This is a genomic window from Candidatus Dechloromonas phosphoritropha, assembly GCA_016722705.1.
In the GTDB taxonomy this organism is placed as follows: domain Bacteria; phylum Pseudomonadota; class Gammaproteobacteria; order Burkholderiales; family Rhodocyclaceae; genus Azonexus; species Azonexus phosphoritrophus.
Window position 1 is genome coordinate 298,864 of the sequence record JADKGN010000004.1, and the last position, 13,628, is coordinate 312,491.

Below are 13,628 nucleotides of genomic sequence, written 5' to 3' on the forward strand. Positions count from 1 at the left end.
CCATGACAACGCACCAAAATTTGACGAATCGCTCACAGAATCCCTAGAATCACCGCATTCCCGACGGCACCGAACGGTCGCGCCGGGCATCTGCCAACCGGAGTCTCGAATGTTTGTCATCCTGCGTCTCGTCGCCATCCTCTGCCTGATCCTGACTGCCGCCCTGCCCGCCACGGCGGCAGACAAGAGCGGAGCCGAGACGAATTCCGCGAACGAGGCGCCATTGGTCATCTTCAACCGGACCGTCGTCGTCTTCCGCAGCGATTTCCTTGGCGTCGCGCCACGCCCCCGGGCCGCGCGCGCCAAGTCCACGATCGACGATGCACTGGCGCGCGGCGGAAAACACAATGTTGCCATCCGGGATAACCCCGAAGGGCAACTGGTGATGATGGGCGACACGCTGGCCTTCGTCGTTACCGCCGGTGATGTCGACCAGTTGCGCCAGGAAAAGCCAGAACAGGTAGCCGCCCAGGCGGCGCGCAACCTCGAGCAGGTCATCGCCGAAACCGACGAGGTGCGCAATCTGCACGCCATGCTCAAGGGGGCTGCGTGGGCGGCGGCGGCTACGGCGATCTTCGTGCTGCTACTGTGGGGCCTCGGCCGGCTGCGCGACCGCGTCTCGCGGATCCTCACGGCGATCACCGAGCGCAAGGTGGCCGCGCTAAAAATCGGCGGTACTCAGGTAGTCGAAGGAGAACACCTGGTCCCCTTGCTGCGCCGCGTGCTTGCGGTGGTCAGCTGGGCATTCATCGCCATGCTCGTTTATGAATGGCTCAGCATCGTCCTCTCAAGTTTCCCGTATACCCGCCCGTGGGGTGAGCGCCTCAATGGCTACTTCTTCGGGATTGCGCTGGAGATCGGCGGCGGCATCATCAGCGCCATCCCCGGCCTCGGCATTGCCATTGCCATCTTACTGCTGGCACGCTTTACCGTGCAGTTTCTCGGCCGCTTCCTCGAACGACTGTCGCGCGGCGGCTCCGCGCCCGCATGGCTGGGCCTGGATACGCTGCCGACGACGCGCCAGTTGTTCAACATCGGCATCTGGCTGTTCGCCGTCGCCATGGCCTATCCCTACCTTCCCGGCGCCGAGACCGACGCCTTCAAGGGCCTTTCGGTGCTACTCGGCCTGATGGTCTCGCTCGGCGCATCGAGTGTCGTCGGCCAGGCCGCCTCGGGATTGATCCTGACCTACACGCGCACGCTTCAGGTCGGCGAATATGTGCGCGTTGGCGACAACGAGGGCACGGTCACTCGCCTCGGCACCTTCACGACGACCATCCGCACCGGCCTCGGCGAAGAGCTGACTATCCCCAACTCGCTGATCACCGGCTCGGTAACGAAGAATTATTCGCGTAGCGTACATGGCAAGGGTTTCATCGTTGATACCACGGTCACCATCGGCTACGACACCCCGTGGCGTCAGGTCGAGGCCATGCTGATCGAAGCGGCCAACCGCACACCTGGCATCCTCGAAACACCGGCACCGCGTGTCTTCCAGACGGCACTCTCCGATTTCTACCCGGAATATCGCCTCGTCGCGCAGGCCGTACCCACTGAACCGCGTCCGCGCGCCGAGGTGATGAGCATGCTGCACGCCAACATCCAGGACGTGTTCAACGAGTACAATGTGCAGATCATGTCGCCGCACTACCTCGGCGACCCGGCGCAAGCCAAGGTGGTCAAAACGGAGGACTGGCATCTGGCGCCAGCAGAGAAGGACTGAAAGCCCAACATCGCCGCTGTTGCGGTCAACTCCCGAAAAACCATGAAAATCAACAAGCCCTTGATGATCGCCATCGCCTTCGCGCTGCTTGCCACAGGCGGACCCGCGCTGGCCGAAGCGGACATCCGCCACGAGCAGGTGCAGTTTCAGAAAGGCACAAGCGGCGCCACGGTCAAGGGCAGCATCAAGGGCCGCCAAGTCATCGATTACCGCCTGCGCGGTGCTGCCGGCCAGAACATGGACATTACCCTGAAGGCAAGCAAGACACCAGCTTACTTCAACGTCCTGGCGTCGGACGATACCCCGCTCTTCATCGGCTCGGTCTCGGGCAACCAGTTCTCCGGCCTGTTGCCGAAGGACGGCGAATACACGATTCGTGTCTATCTGACGGGCAATGCCGCCAGCAGCAATCAGTCGGCTGACTTCACCTTCGAGATCGATATCACCAGCAGACCGGCGTCCGCCGCCAAGGGGGCGACGCCGCCGGCCAAATACGATGCCTCCGGCAAGATCAGATGCTCTGAGGACAAGGAGACGCTCGATCGCCAGTGCGACTTCCGCGTCGTGCGCCACTTCGCCACGCACAGCGCCCAGATCTGGATCGCCTACGGCCCCGATGGCCGAACCCGCGTACTGCATTATGCCGACAAGAAATTTACCACCGACGACGGGGCTAGGATTTCCGCCCAGCGCCAGAACGACAACTGGCGGATCGGCATCGGCGGCAGGGAGTTCTATCTGATCCCGGATGCGCTGATCAACGGTAGCTGATCACCCGCCGCCTGCCCTCCACCGGTGCCCGGATGATCTCAGGGCCGCCGCAGCATCGGCAAGGCCGCGCCGCGAGCCTTGACGCGATGCGCAATGCGGTTACGCTTGCAGCTTCAGAACAACAGATGGAGAGATGCCATGACTTTCGAAAACCCGCTTGTCCTGCGTAGCGACCGTGCCGACGGCCTGACCACGCTGACCCTCAATCGCCCGGGCCAGTTCAATTCCCTGTCGAAGGACATGCTGACCGCGATCAAGGACGAACTCGACGCCATTGCCACCAATGAAGCCGTGCGCGTCGTCGTCATTGCCGGCGCCGGCAAGGCCTTCTGCGCGGGACACGACCTCAAGGAAATGCGTGCCAACCACGACAAGGGCTACATGCAGGCGCTGTTCCGGCAATGCGGCGAGCTGATGCTGACCCTGACCCGCATGCCGCAACCGGTGATCGCCCGCGTGCACGGCATCGCCACCGCCGCCGGCTGCCAGCTCGTCTCGATGTGCGACCTGGCGGTCGCTGCTGACGTCGCGAAGTTCGCCGTGTCCGGCATCAACGTCGGCCTCTTCTGCTCGACGCCTGCCGTCGGCCTCGCCCGCAACCTCGGGCGTAAGGCGGCGCTGGAAATGCTGCTCACCGGTGACTTCATCGACGCCATGGAGGCAAAATCCAAGGGGCTGGTCAATCGTGTCGTCCCGGCCGATGCGCTGGACGCCGAGGTCGAGCGCCTCGTGCAGTCGATCCTCGCCAAGAGCGCTATCGCCGTACGCATCGGCAAAGGCATGTTCTACAAGCAACTGGAAATGGGCCTGACCGAAGCCTACGACTACGCCAGCGAAGTGATGGCCTGCAACATGATGAGCGAAGATGCCCGGGAAGGAATCGACGCTTTCATGCAGAAGCGCAAACCGGAATACAAGGGGTGCTGAAGCGGCGCGCCAGGCGCGGTCAGCGCTGTGCGTAGCCGGTCAACTCATAGCGCTCGTGTTGCGAAAACATGAGTCAAGCCAGAGGCAGCCAGCAAGCGCTCACCAGTTGTGGGCCAGGATATCGGCAAAGAACTGGAAATCTTCGACGAAGGCGGCTCCCGAAAACGGTCTGCCCGCCAGCAACTGCTGCTCGCGAAACGCGCCCAGCAGTTCGGCTGGAATATCGCAGTAGCGGACGAACTTGCCTTCGCAGCGCGGAAGCCCCTCGCTCTCGTCAGCGAGCGACCAGACCGGAACGACGACGTCGGCGCAGGACACTTCGCCGGCGCGCCTCAGTTGCATTCGCTGCACGCGGTCATCGTGCTCCCACTGCCACGAGACTGCCGACCGGTTGTCGATGACCAGGGCACCAGCGCCATTTCCCAAGGGCGAAGACTGGGTCGCCTGCGGGTGGATGCCCAAGTTCTGGTTCAGGGAATTATCCATTTCGAACTCCTTCTCCGGGTAGGCTAGCCGCCCGCAACCGGAGACGAAAGCACAAGATTCCCCGAAGTGCGAAATACTTCACGGTGGACGGGAAATTCCCCCCGCGTCCCCTCATCAGGGCTACGAGATATGGAAAATGCATCAACTCGCCAGGCGGGTCGGGCGACCGCTTTCCGCGCGCGCAGCGCCGCAAGGTAGTATATTTCCGCTCTGCACCTTTCCACCGGGAGCCTGACCCATGAACGTGGCCTCGTTTTCCAAGTATCTGCAATCCAGTTTACCCCTGCTCGCCACGCTGAGAGCTTACCGCCTCGAATGGCTGGGCAAGGATTCCATCGCCGGGCTTTCCGCGTGCATCGTCTCGATTCCGTCGGTCATCGCCTATGCCGAACTGGTGCACCTGCCGGCGATTACCGGCCTCTACGCGGCATTGGCGGCGGCAATCGGCTACGCCCTGTTCTCCAGTTCGCGGCACGTCATCGCCGGACCGGATGCCGCGATTGGCCTGCTGGCGGGTTCGGCGATCCTGCCGCTTTCGGGCGGCGATCCGGCGCGCATCGTCATGCTGGCCGCCGTCCTCAGTCTGCTCTCGGGCATCGTGCTGATTCTCGCGGCGCGGCTGAAGCTGGGGGTCATCGCCGACCTTCTGTCGCGTCCGGTGCTGATCGGCTACCTGAATGGCGCCTCGCTGGTCCTGATCGCGACGCAACTGGGCAAGATGTTCGGCATCAAGACCGAGGGTGAGGAATTCTTCGAAATCGTCCTCACCGTGATCGGGAAGTTGCCCGAGACGCACTTGGTGACTTTTTTCTTCGGCGTCGCCCTGGTTGGCCTGCTGGTGGCCCTCGCCCGCTGGCTCCCGCGCGTGCCGGGCGCGCTGGCCGCCTGTGCGGTGGCGCTCGTCGTCACCTTCGCTCTCGATCTCGGCAGCCACGGCGTGGCGCTGGTCGGTGAGGTGCCTTCGGGCCTGCCTCACCTGGCGATCCCCGGTCTACACTGGGGGGATATTGCGACGCTGGCGCCGGCTGCGGTGGCGATTGCCTTCCTCGCCTTCTCGGACGGCATTCTGCTGGCCCAGACCTTCGCGGAAAAGAATGGCTACGAGATCCGCCCGAATCGCGAACTGGTGGCGCTCGGCTCGGCCAACATCCTCGCCGGACTCTGGCAGGGCTTTCCGGTATCGGCCAGCCAGTCACGTACTTCGATCGTCGATTCGGCGGGCGGCAAGTCACAGGTGGCGCAACTGGTGCTGGCGGCCGGCCTGCTCCTCTTCCTGTTCTTCTTGACCGGCCTGATCGCCCTGCTGCCCAAGGTGGCGCTGGGGGCGATACTGATCGTCACAGCCATCGGCATGCTTGAAGTGGCGTCGCTGTCGGCGCTGTACAAGATCGACCGCATCGAGTTCGCGATCGGCATGAGCGTGACCGTGGCGATTCTGATTGCCGGGGTCGTGCCGGGGATCATTCTCGGCCTGCTGCTGTCTCTGATCTCGGTACTCGTGGAAATCTCGCGCCCGGATGACGTGGTGCTGCGCCGGCTCAAGAGAGACGGCAAGTTTCACCACTGCATAGTGGGTGATGACGCGGAAAGCGTGCCCGGGCTGCTCATCTACCGCCTTTACGCGCCTCTGGTCTTTGCCAATGCGCGGCACGTCATGGCGCGCATCAGGACGCTGGTCGACGCGGCTGATCCGCCGGTCAAGTGGCTGGTGATCGACGCCCAGGCGATTCACGACATGGACGTCACGGCAGCACAGCGCTTTGCTGAACTGCACCAGGAGCTCGCCGATGCCGGGGTCGACGTCAAGATCGCCGACGCGCCGCGTCCCTTCCTCGAGGAACTGGCTCGCGTCGGACTGTCCGAGGAAATCGGCAAGCAGGATTTCTTCGTTTCGGTCAAGAAGGCTGCCGAAGCCTTCGAGAAGAAGTACAGTACCGGCGCTCAGCAATCCCCCCCGGAGCCAATCCCGACGCCGTGAATGGCAAGCAAACCCAGGCAAGAAAAGGGGCTCATTCGAGCCCCTTTTCGCTCAGCACCCGCGCGCCAGATCAATAGACGATCGCTTGAGTCCGGTTTGTGGCATTTCCTTCCAGTTGCGGAGTCTGCGCAAAGCCGGATTTCATCAAGGTGCGCATCTTGGCGATCACTTCCTTGCGCGACAGCTTGTTCTGCGTATCGCGCATGACCTTGACAAAATAGTAGGTGAACGCCCCATTGTAGCGCCCGTTGAAATAGGCGTCAGCACTCGTCTGGTTGGCCTTGCAGCCAGTCCACAGGAGGTGGTGGGCGCCGGCGGCAACCGGCGCCTTGACGGTCTTCTTTGCGCCCTTTTTCGCTGCGGCCAACGGGCGTTCGAGGGTGAATCCGCGCATCCTGGCGGTCTTCTTGCTGAACTCCTGCTCGGGCGGCGCAATGTAACGGGCACGCGGCGCATGCAGCCCGAATTCAGCCCCGCGCAGGCCGGAGCCGCTGTGGCAGGTGTCGAGGTACACCTCGAGCAGCACACCGGCCGGCAACTGGACAAAAAGGTCATGCAACTCGTCGTCGCTAATAATGTGCGCCGGGTCCCAGGCCCCGGCTTTTTCGGCAATGTCGTAAGGCACGAAGGCCTCGTCCTTGCCGTCGGGCTCGTCGCCGCTGGTGTCGTTCATCTGCGTGCCGTGTGAGGAAAGACTGAACACCAGGTAGTTGAGCTTGCCGGCTTTCGCGTCAGCAACCATGGCGTTGAGGTTGCTCATGATATTGGCCTTGGTCGCCTGCGCATCGGAGATAACCGTCATCTCCGCCGCCGTGAAGCCGAGCAGATCCTTGTACAGGGCGGACATGTCCTTGGCGTCATTGACGCAGCCATTGAGGGTGAACTGGGAATAATTTGCAAACTTGTTGATGCCCACGAAGAGCGCCTTCTTTCCAGCCATAATCTTTCTCCTTCCGATGCCGCAGCCAAGGGACACTGCAATGGTAACGCGCGGTGCTGCGGCATGCACCGTTGCCACATTGTCGGGCAATTTCCTGCGGCCTGCAATGACGAACCGCTACCCCGGGCTGAGCCGGCGATCGGGAGGCGCCCATCCCGGCTGATGCCCCCATCGGTGTCACCTCATATTCGTGTAGACTAAGGGTGTGGCCTCGGGGCATTGATTGCCCGGTTCACCGCAGGACTAGATCGCGAGTATTACAAACGAGGGTGAAGTCTTCGTATTTTTCATGTGGGGATTCTGAACAATGACTGCTTCAACAAACAAAACACAAGCCGGCGGTTCCGGTCGGGAACCGGCACTTGTCGATCTCGCGCTGCAAGGCGGTGGCGCACATGGCGCCTATACCTGGGGCGTTCTTGACCGGCTGCTCGATGAATCCTGGTTGACCTACGAAGGAATTTCGGGAACCTCCGCAGGCGCCATGAATGCAGTGGTAATGGCGCACGGCATGGTCAAGGGTGGCCCCAGGCAAGCCCAGCTCGAACTTGAAAGTTTCTGGAAAAAAATCTCGGAGGCGGCGTTGCTCAGCCCCTTCCGGCGTGGCCCTCTCGAAATACTGACCGGGCAGTGGACGCTCGATTATTGTCCCGCCTTCGTCGCGGCGGATATGGCCGCACGGCTTCTCTCGCCCTACACTCTCAGCATCGGTGGCGGAAACCCGCTGTACGACATCCTTGTCGACTGTGTCGACTTCAGCGCCATCAATAGCGCGGGCCCAAAACTGTTCGTCACTGCCACCAACGTGCGCACCGGGCGTGGTCGCGTGTTTCGCAACGCGGAAATGACCCCCGAGGTTTTGCTTGCTTCCGCCTGCCTGCCGACCATGTTCCAGGCGGTGGAAATCGATGGCGACCCCTACTGGGATGGCGGTTTTGCCGGCAACCCGACGATTACGCCGCTGGTCCGCGAATGCGAATCCCCCGACACTATCCTGGTCTCGATCAACCCGATCGAACGGCCGGGAACCCCACGCACCCCCATGGAAATCCAGAACCGCCTGAACGAGATTTCGTTCAATTCACCACTCGTCAAGGAACTGCGCATGGCGGCGCTCCTGCGGCAGGTGGCCGATCCCGGTTCGGGTGAGGGAGCCAAGTGGGCGAAGCTGCGCATCCATCGCGTCGCTGGAGAAGACGCCCTGCTGGGGTTGGGTTTTTCGTCCAAGTCACTGGCCGAATGGGCATTTTTCTGCATGTTGCGCGAGGAAGGGCGGCGCGCCGCCGAGGTTTTCCTGGAAACCCACGGCAATGACATCGGCGTTCGATCGACGCTCGACATCGACCTCTTGATCGGAGAGTCGTAGGCGATGGGGTTGCTGGGAATCATTCTTGGTCTGGCCGTTCTCGTCGGGCTGTCGTTCCGTAGCTGGAGCGTCCTGGTTCTGGCGCCGCTGGCGGCCATGGTCGCGGCGTTCGCCGCAGGCGATCCGCTCCTCGCGCACTGGACGCAGACTTTCATGGGGGCGGCGGCCGGTTTTGTGGCGCAATTTTTCCCGCTCTTCCTGCTTGGCGCCATCTTCGGCAAGCTGATGGAAGATAGCGGTTCGGTAAACACCATCGCTGCGTTCATGACCGAGAAACTGGGCGAAAAGCGGGCGATACTGGCTGTCGTTCTGGCTGGAGCAATCGTCACCTATGGCGGCGTCAGTCTCTTCGTCGCGCTTTTCGTGATCGTGCCGATGGCGCAGGGTCTCTTCCGCTCGGCCAATATTCCGAACCGACTGACGCCGGGAGCGGTCGCGCTGGGGACCATGACCTTCACGATGTCGGCGATGCCGGGCACGCCGGCTGTCCAGAATGCCATCCCGATGCCTTTCTTCGGGACGACACCGTTTGCCGCACCGGGACTCGGTATCATCGCATCGTTCATCATGTTCGGTTTCGGCCTCTGGTGGCTCATGCGCGCCGAGCGAGCGGCCCGGCTGGCCGGCGAGGGCTTTGGCGACGTCCTCAGGACAGTCGAGTCAGCGTCCGAGAACACGGTCGTTCGCGAGCGGGCGACGACCTCCAGCACCTTCGACCCGGCTGAGATCAAGCACGGTCACCAAAGCTTGGAACAGCCCGGCGTGTTGGTCGCGGCATTGCCACTGATCATTGTCGTCCTGGTCAATCTGACGATGTCGATGCTGGTGATTCCGCGCCTCGACACCAGCTTCCTCTACGAACCGCAATGGGGCGGTATCACGATTGCGTCGGTCAGCGGTATCTGGTCGGTCATGGTTGCGCTGATCGTCGCCATTCTGGTGCTGATCGCCCTCAACCGCAAGCGCCTGAGCGAATTGCGCGCATCGGTCGATGCCGGCGCCAATGCGTCGGTATTGCCCATTGTCAGTGTCGCCAGCCTGGTCGGTTTCGGCGCGGTTGTCGCGGCGCTGCCGGCCTTCGCGGCGGTGGCCGACTGGGTGTTGTCGATCGAAGGCGGGCCGCTGGTTTCGCTGGCCGTGTCGACCAACGTTCTCGCCGCGCTGACCGGTTCGGCGTCCGGCGGCATGACCATCGCCCTTGAGGCGCTTGGTCCGATCTATCTCCAGATTGCTTCACAACAGGGCATCGATCCGGCGCTGCTCCATCGCATTGCCGTAATGTCCGCCGGCACCCTCGACAGCCTGCCGCACAACGGCGCGGTCATCACCCTGCTGGCAGTCTGTGGGTCGACGCATCGCAAGAGCTATATCGATATCGTGATGTGCTGTGTCGTCAGCGCAATGCTGGCGTTGATCGCGGTCATCATCCTCGGTGGGATGTTCGGCTCGTTCTGAGGGTGAATGCTCTCGCCGGTATGCCAGTATCGGCAAGAGCGGAGTGACTTTCGATTCCGGGCGGCTGCGGGGCATTTCCAACGCCTGTGAATTCCGTGGCCCCTACCGCTTCGGGCAGAGCGATCGAGCGGAGACTCATCGCTTTCGCCCACCCGCCCGGTGGTGGCCGGCAGATATCGTGCCCTGAGACCGCCGGCAATCTGATCCGTGTGTGCCGGCTCTGCAGCGCCAGAGGCCAGCGCCTCTTGCCGACTGAAAGCCTTGGCCGGCCTGCCTGGAGTACCTGGCCAGAGATAGCCCGCAACGATCAGTAGATCTTGTTGGTCAGCGACCAGATATCCGTGACGTTGACGACGAATTCGGGGAATTCCTTGTCATGCTCTTCCGACAACTTGAAAAGAGCGCGCATGATTCCCTCCGGAAACCCTTGTCGCCCCACCCTCTTGTCGTTGAGCAGGTCGTTGATATACTCACCGAAAGTGGCATGTCCCCAGGTCGCAACAAGGCGCCTTGCAATTCGAGGAAATCTCGTATTTATCACCTGAAAGTTCGGAGACTGCTCGAGCCGTTCCACAATCAGTTCCTCGGCCAGGATTGCGTATTTCGGGAACTCTCGGTCGTGCTCGGCCCGTAGTTCCGACAGAGCCGAAATTACTTCTTCCTTCAATTCCAGCTTGGTGCCTCTTTGCGCTTCCTTGAGCAAGTCACTGACATACTCGCTGAACTGCAGGCTTCCCCATCCGGTAATGAGTTGCTCGACAATGCTGGGAGATCGCGCATTGATGGTTCTGAACAGGTCATTCTTGCTCGCCATTTCAACCTCTACAAACTTATCCGACTCATGTTCACGAGAACATACTGCATAGCAGATTACTACGGTGAAGCGGAAACGAAAACCCATTGCAACAACATTCTCGCTTCGAGCTCGCAGGCTGCGTGCCTCGCGATGCAGCGCGGCCCAAGCGGAGAGGCGCGAACAATCAATCGCGCGCCGCCCTGGGTCGGCGAAAATGGCAGCTTGCACTTACTGTTGCGGTCAACGCCGGGAACGTGGTGAAATCCATCGAGTACGAATGAATCGCCGTGCCGGCATCACTGCCCCTCGACCAATGCGAGAGACCCGAGTGGAACCCGAAGTTAAAGCAGGACATCCAGCCAGCACCGGCCGACGCAACCACAGGATCGCCGTCGGGCTGCTGCTGTCATTGATCGTCTATGGATCACTGTATCCGTTGGAGTGGAACTTCGCACAGCCGCAGGACTTCATTTATTGGGGACCACTGGGTCTGGTCGACGTGCTTGAGAACGTGATCCTGTTCCTGCCACTGGGCTGGCTGCTCGCCTGGCACTACCATGGCCAGTGCCGCCAGCGAGCAGGGTTCGTCGCCTGGTTCCCGATCGCGCTGATCGTCGCCGGCATCCTGCAGTGGCTGCAGAAATACCTGCCACGTACCCCGGCGCTGTCCGATATCATATTCAACATGCTGGGGTTCACGGCTGGCTGGCTGGCCGGGATGATCTCCGGGAACAGCCTTAACCGGCTGTCGCGGCGCTACCTGAACCTGCAAGCCGCCGATCGCTTTGCGCTGGTGATGATCGTACTCTGGGCGGCGGTGGAATTGTTTCCTTTCATACCTACACTCGACCGGTCATCGGTCGTCGATAACGTGAAGTCGCTGTGGCAGCAGGACGCTTGGCAACCTCGCCGCATGCTGTTGCACGTGGCGGTGACGGTGATCGGGCTGGAGGCGCTGGCCCAACTGGTTCGCTCGGTGGCGGAGGAACACCTAGTCAGACCGCTGGCGGGCATCGCGACGCTGGCGGTATTAGGAGGCAAGTTCGTCATCATCAATCGGGCGCCGGGACTAGCCGTGGTCCTGGGTATCGCAGCGGGGGCCGCGATATGGCTGGGCATGGATCGAATGGAGGCAAGGCTGCGCTTGTGGACCCTGCTCGCGATCGCCACCGCGGCCTATCTGCTTCACGCCATCTGGCCACTGCACTTGAACGACTGGCCCAGCGCGATGCACTGGCTGCCGTTTGCCTCCTCGCTGTCGGGTTCGATCGAATCGGTGGTGACCACGGTGACGTTCGAGTGCCTTTGCTTCGGCGCCATCATCTGGAGTGCCGTACGCAATGGCGGTTCATTGAGCGGGATGACGGTGACCGTGGCGATCCTGGCCTTTGCCTGCGAATTTGCGCAGCGCTACCTGCCTGGCCGTACCGCGGAGATTACTTCGGCATTGCTGGCCCTGGGCATGGGCTGGCTGATCTCCGCATTGGGCTCGATCCAGCGTTTCAGACGCGGCCACCCCGTTATCTGAACTCGGCCGGTTCGCTGCAGGTCGGGGAAAGGCGCATCAGCACGCGAACGGCGCGCAATTTCGCAATCGGGAAGCGACACCACGCTCGCTGTCCATAAACCGGCTGTCCAGAATCAGGGGCGCCCGATGGGGTGGCATCCCACGCCCCAGGAAGGATGAGCCTCCGTCGCACCAGTCGAAATCCGGGCCTTGTTGCGCGTCGACCGCAACAGCCCGCCCGCAGCCGCCCAAGTTGATTACGATCGAAGGGTAGATCCACCGAAGGGAAGCAACGATACCCAAGGCGCGGTTCTGCTGGGAAGACCCGCTACTGCTCGAAACACAGATGAACGAGGGCGAACGCATCATCAACGATGTGGCGCGATGCCATGGGTGACCCGCACCAGCGCCAGTACCGCGAAATGGGCGCCCTTGGCGCTGACATCCCGGTCGTCTTTGAGCATGCGGTATTTCATCGCGTCGCGCGCGTGTTTACCGTCAACAAAAACCGCGCAGGTGCTCGATGACCACATGCTGCCGGGCAAAGGCCTTGCCGACTCGCTGAATGTCGGGCATGTTCTTGACGGAATCCATCTTCTGCATGGCTTGCGCATCGATGTCCGGCAGGCCCAACGCGGCCAGGCCTTGGGCCGTGACATCGGGGTCGTAGCGCAGGTAGGCAAACAGTTTGGGCACGGTCGAGTTGGCGGGCTGGCCGGGCGCGCTGAGCATGCTGCCAAACTCGCGATCGATGGACCCGCCGAAACGACACTCGCCGAGCAGGCGGCAGGCCATGTCCCAACCCGCGGCGGCGGCGTTCATTAGCGCACCGGGCAGCGTGCTGGCGTTGTAGAGGATATTCATGCTGGCCGCCTTCAGGTCGAGCTGCGCCTTGGCCGCGCCGCCGGTGCCCACCGACACGACCAGCAACTTATCGACGCCGGTGGCCCAGTTCACCGCATACGGCGCCGCGGTAGCCATCTGGAAGGCCAGGAAGGCGGGGTTGTTGTAGGTCGTCACGCCACCATCGACGAAGATGAAGGTGTAGGCATCGGGCGTGCCTTCGGCAAGGGTCACCACCTCGGGCGGGAAGAAGGTCGGCGCCGCCGTGCTGGCGCGCACCAGTTGCCACAACGGCAGACGCAGGTTGTTGTCCTTGCGTACGACCTGGTTGTACTTGGCGAAAGGGTTGTTGCTGATGGGCCACGGCGAGTCGGTGCTGGCATTGCGCATCACCATCATCAGCAGGGTACGCAGCCCCGGGCTGCCTAACGTGCGGTCGCCGCCCAGCGCCTTGCCGAGTTCGCTCTGCAGCATCTGGGCGAGCGGCTCATCGTTGTATTTGTAGTTCAGGCGCTTGAGGAGGAAGGCTTTGTCGAACATCTGTTCGCCACTGTCTTCATAGAATTTGCGGATGCGCGCCATCGACATGCCCGCCGCGATGCAGGCCGCGATGATGGCGCCGGTGCTGGTACCACAAACGAAGTCAAAGTAGTCGGCGAGCACGAAGTCGGCCCCCCGGCCGAGCTTGGCGCGCAAGTCGTCTTCGAGCTTGGCCAGGATTTCCACGCTCATCAGGCCGAGGATGCCGCCGCCGTCGCAGGCGAGGATCTTCTTGGGGCCGGGGGCTTGCATGCGTTGGATCAGGGCATCGTTCATTACGGGGTCTCCTTCTTGGG

At 62.1% G+C, this 13,628-nt stretch carries 11 protein-coding genes; 7 read left to right on the forward strand and 4 right to left on the reverse strand.

What is annotated here, in order from left to right; genetic code table 11:
* The first annotated feature begins 109 nt into the window (after nt 1-109).
* The 3 genes from IPP03_07065 (at nt 110) to IPP03_07075 (ending at nt 3,421) form a co-directional block, all read left to right on the forward strand.
* On the forward strand, nt 110-1,723 hold the full coding sequence (locus IPP03_07065; GenBank protein MBL0352411.1) for a mechanosensitive ion channel family protein: 1,614 nt from the start codon (nt 110-112) through the stop codon (nt 1,721-1,723).
* A 42-nt stretch (nt 1,724-1,765) separates the two neighbouring features.
* Complete coding sequence (locus IPP03_07070) at nt 1,766-2,494, forward strand: hypothetical protein (GenBank protein MBL0352412.1); 729 nt, start codon at nt 1,766-1,768, stop codon at nt 2,492-2,494.
* A 138-nt stretch (nt 2,495-2,632) separates the two neighbouring features.
* On the forward strand, nt 2,633-3,421 hold the full coding sequence (locus IPP03_07075) for an enoyl-CoA hydratase (GenBank protein MBL0352413.1): 789 nt from the start codon (nt 2,633-2,635) through the stop codon (nt 3,419-3,421).
* A gap of 99 nt (nt 3,422-3,520) precedes the next feature.
* Here the strand turns inward: IPP03_07075 and IPP03_07080 are convergent, their stop codons facing one another.
* Nucleotides 3,521-3,907 (reverse strand): hypothetical protein, encoded by a 387-nt coding sequence (locus tag IPP03_07080; GenBank protein ID MBL0352414.1) that lies wholly within the window; start codon nt 3,905-3,907, stop codon nt 3,521-3,523.
* Nucleotides 3,908-4,145: 238 nt separating this feature from the next.
* Between IPP03_07080 and IPP03_07085 the strand changes: the two genes are divergently transcribed.
* Nucleotides 4,146-5,885 carry a SulP family inorganic anion transporter gene (locus IPP03_07085; GenBank protein ID MBL0352415.1) on the forward strand — a complete coding sequence of 580 codons (1,740 nt, stop codon included), beginning with the start codon at nt 4,146-4,148 and terminating at the stop codon, nt 5,883-5,885.
* Between the two features lie 70 nt (nt 5,886-5,955).
* Here IPP03_07085 and IPP03_07090 read toward each other — a convergent pair whose 3' ends face one another.
* Nucleotides 5,956-6,825: a caspase family protein gene (locus IPP03_07090; GenBank protein MBL0352416.1), complete on the reverse strand. Its 870-nt coding sequence runs from the start codon at nt 6,823-6,825 to the stop codon at nt 5,956-5,958.
* 307 nt (nt 6,826-7,132) lie between these two features.
* Here IPP03_07090 and IPP03_07095 point away from each other — a divergent pair, with 307 nt between their 5' ends.
* Nucleotides 7,133-8,191 (forward strand): patatin-like phospholipase family protein, encoded by a 1,059-nt coding sequence (locus IPP03_07095; GenBank protein MBL0352417.1) that lies wholly within the window; start codon nt 7,133-7,135, stop codon nt 8,189-8,191.
* Between the two features lie 3 nt (nt 8,192-8,194).
* Complete coding sequence (locus IPP03_07100; GenBank protein ID MBL0352418.1) at nt 8,195-9,646, forward strand: GntP family permease; 1,452 nt, start codon at nt 8,195-8,197, stop codon at nt 9,644-9,646.
* A 307-nt stretch (nt 9,647-9,953) separates the two neighbouring features.
* Here the strand turns inward: IPP03_07100 and IPP03_07105 are convergent, their stop codons facing one another.
* Entirely contained in the window at nt 9,954-10,670 is a 717-nt protein-coding gene (locus IPP03_07105; GenBank protein MBL0352419.1) for a hypothetical protein, read from the reverse strand.
* A gap of 100 nt (nt 10,671-10,770) precedes the next feature.
* On the opposite strand from IPP03_07105, the gene IPP03_07110 reads away from it, so the two are divergent.
* Entirely contained in the window at nt 10,771-11,970 is a 1,200-nt protein-coding gene (locus tag IPP03_07110) for a VanZ family protein (GenBank protein MBL0352420.1), read from the forward strand.
* Nucleotides 11,971-12,447: 477 nt separating this feature from the next.
* Here IPP03_07110 and IPP03_07115 read toward each other — a convergent pair whose 3' ends face one another.
* Entirely contained in the window at nt 12,448-13,608 is a 1,161-nt protein-coding gene (locus IPP03_07115) for a patatin-like phospholipase family protein (GenBank protein ID MBL0352421.1), read from the reverse strand.
* Between the last annotated feature and the right edge of the window lie 20 nt (nt 13,609-13,628).

What these genes read in the sequence shown, in the direction of transcription:
- IPP03_07065 (MBL0352411.1), top strand. Translation starts at nt 110, where the DNA reads ATGTTTGTCATCCTGCGTCTCGTCGCCATCCTCTGCCTGATCCTGACT.
- IPP03_07070 (MBL0352412.1), top strand. Translation starts at nt 1,766, where the DNA reads ATGAAAATCAACAAGCCCTTGATGATCGCCATCGCCTTCGCGCTGCTT.
- IPP03_07075 (MBL0352413.1), top strand. Translation starts at nt 2,633, where the DNA reads ATGACTTTCGAAAACCCGCTTGTCCTGCGTAGCGACCGTGCCGACGGC.
- IPP03_07080 (MBL0352414.1), bottom strand. Translation starts at nt 3,907, where the DNA reads ATGGATAATTCCCTGAACCAGAACTTGGGCATCCACCCGCAGGCGACC.
- IPP03_07085 (MBL0352415.1), top strand. Translation starts at nt 4,146, where the DNA reads ATGAACGTGGCCTCGTTTTCCAAGTATCTGCAATCCAGTTTACCCCTG.
- IPP03_07090 (MBL0352416.1), bottom strand. Translation starts at nt 6,825, where the DNA reads ATGGCTGGAAAGAAGGCGCTCTTCGTGGGCATCAACAAGTTTGCAAAT.
- IPP03_07095 (MBL0352417.1), top strand. Translation starts at nt 7,133, where the DNA reads ATGACTGCTTCAACAAACAAAACACAAGCCGGCGGTTCCGGTCGGGAA.
- IPP03_07100 (MBL0352418.1), top strand. Translation starts at nt 8,195, where the DNA reads ATGGGGTTGCTGGGAATCATTCTTGGTCTGGCCGTTCTCGTCGGGCTG.
- IPP03_07115 (MBL0352421.1), bottom strand. Translation starts at nt 13,608, where the DNA reads ATGAACGATGCCCTGATCCAACGCATGCAAGCCCCCGGCCCCAAGAAG.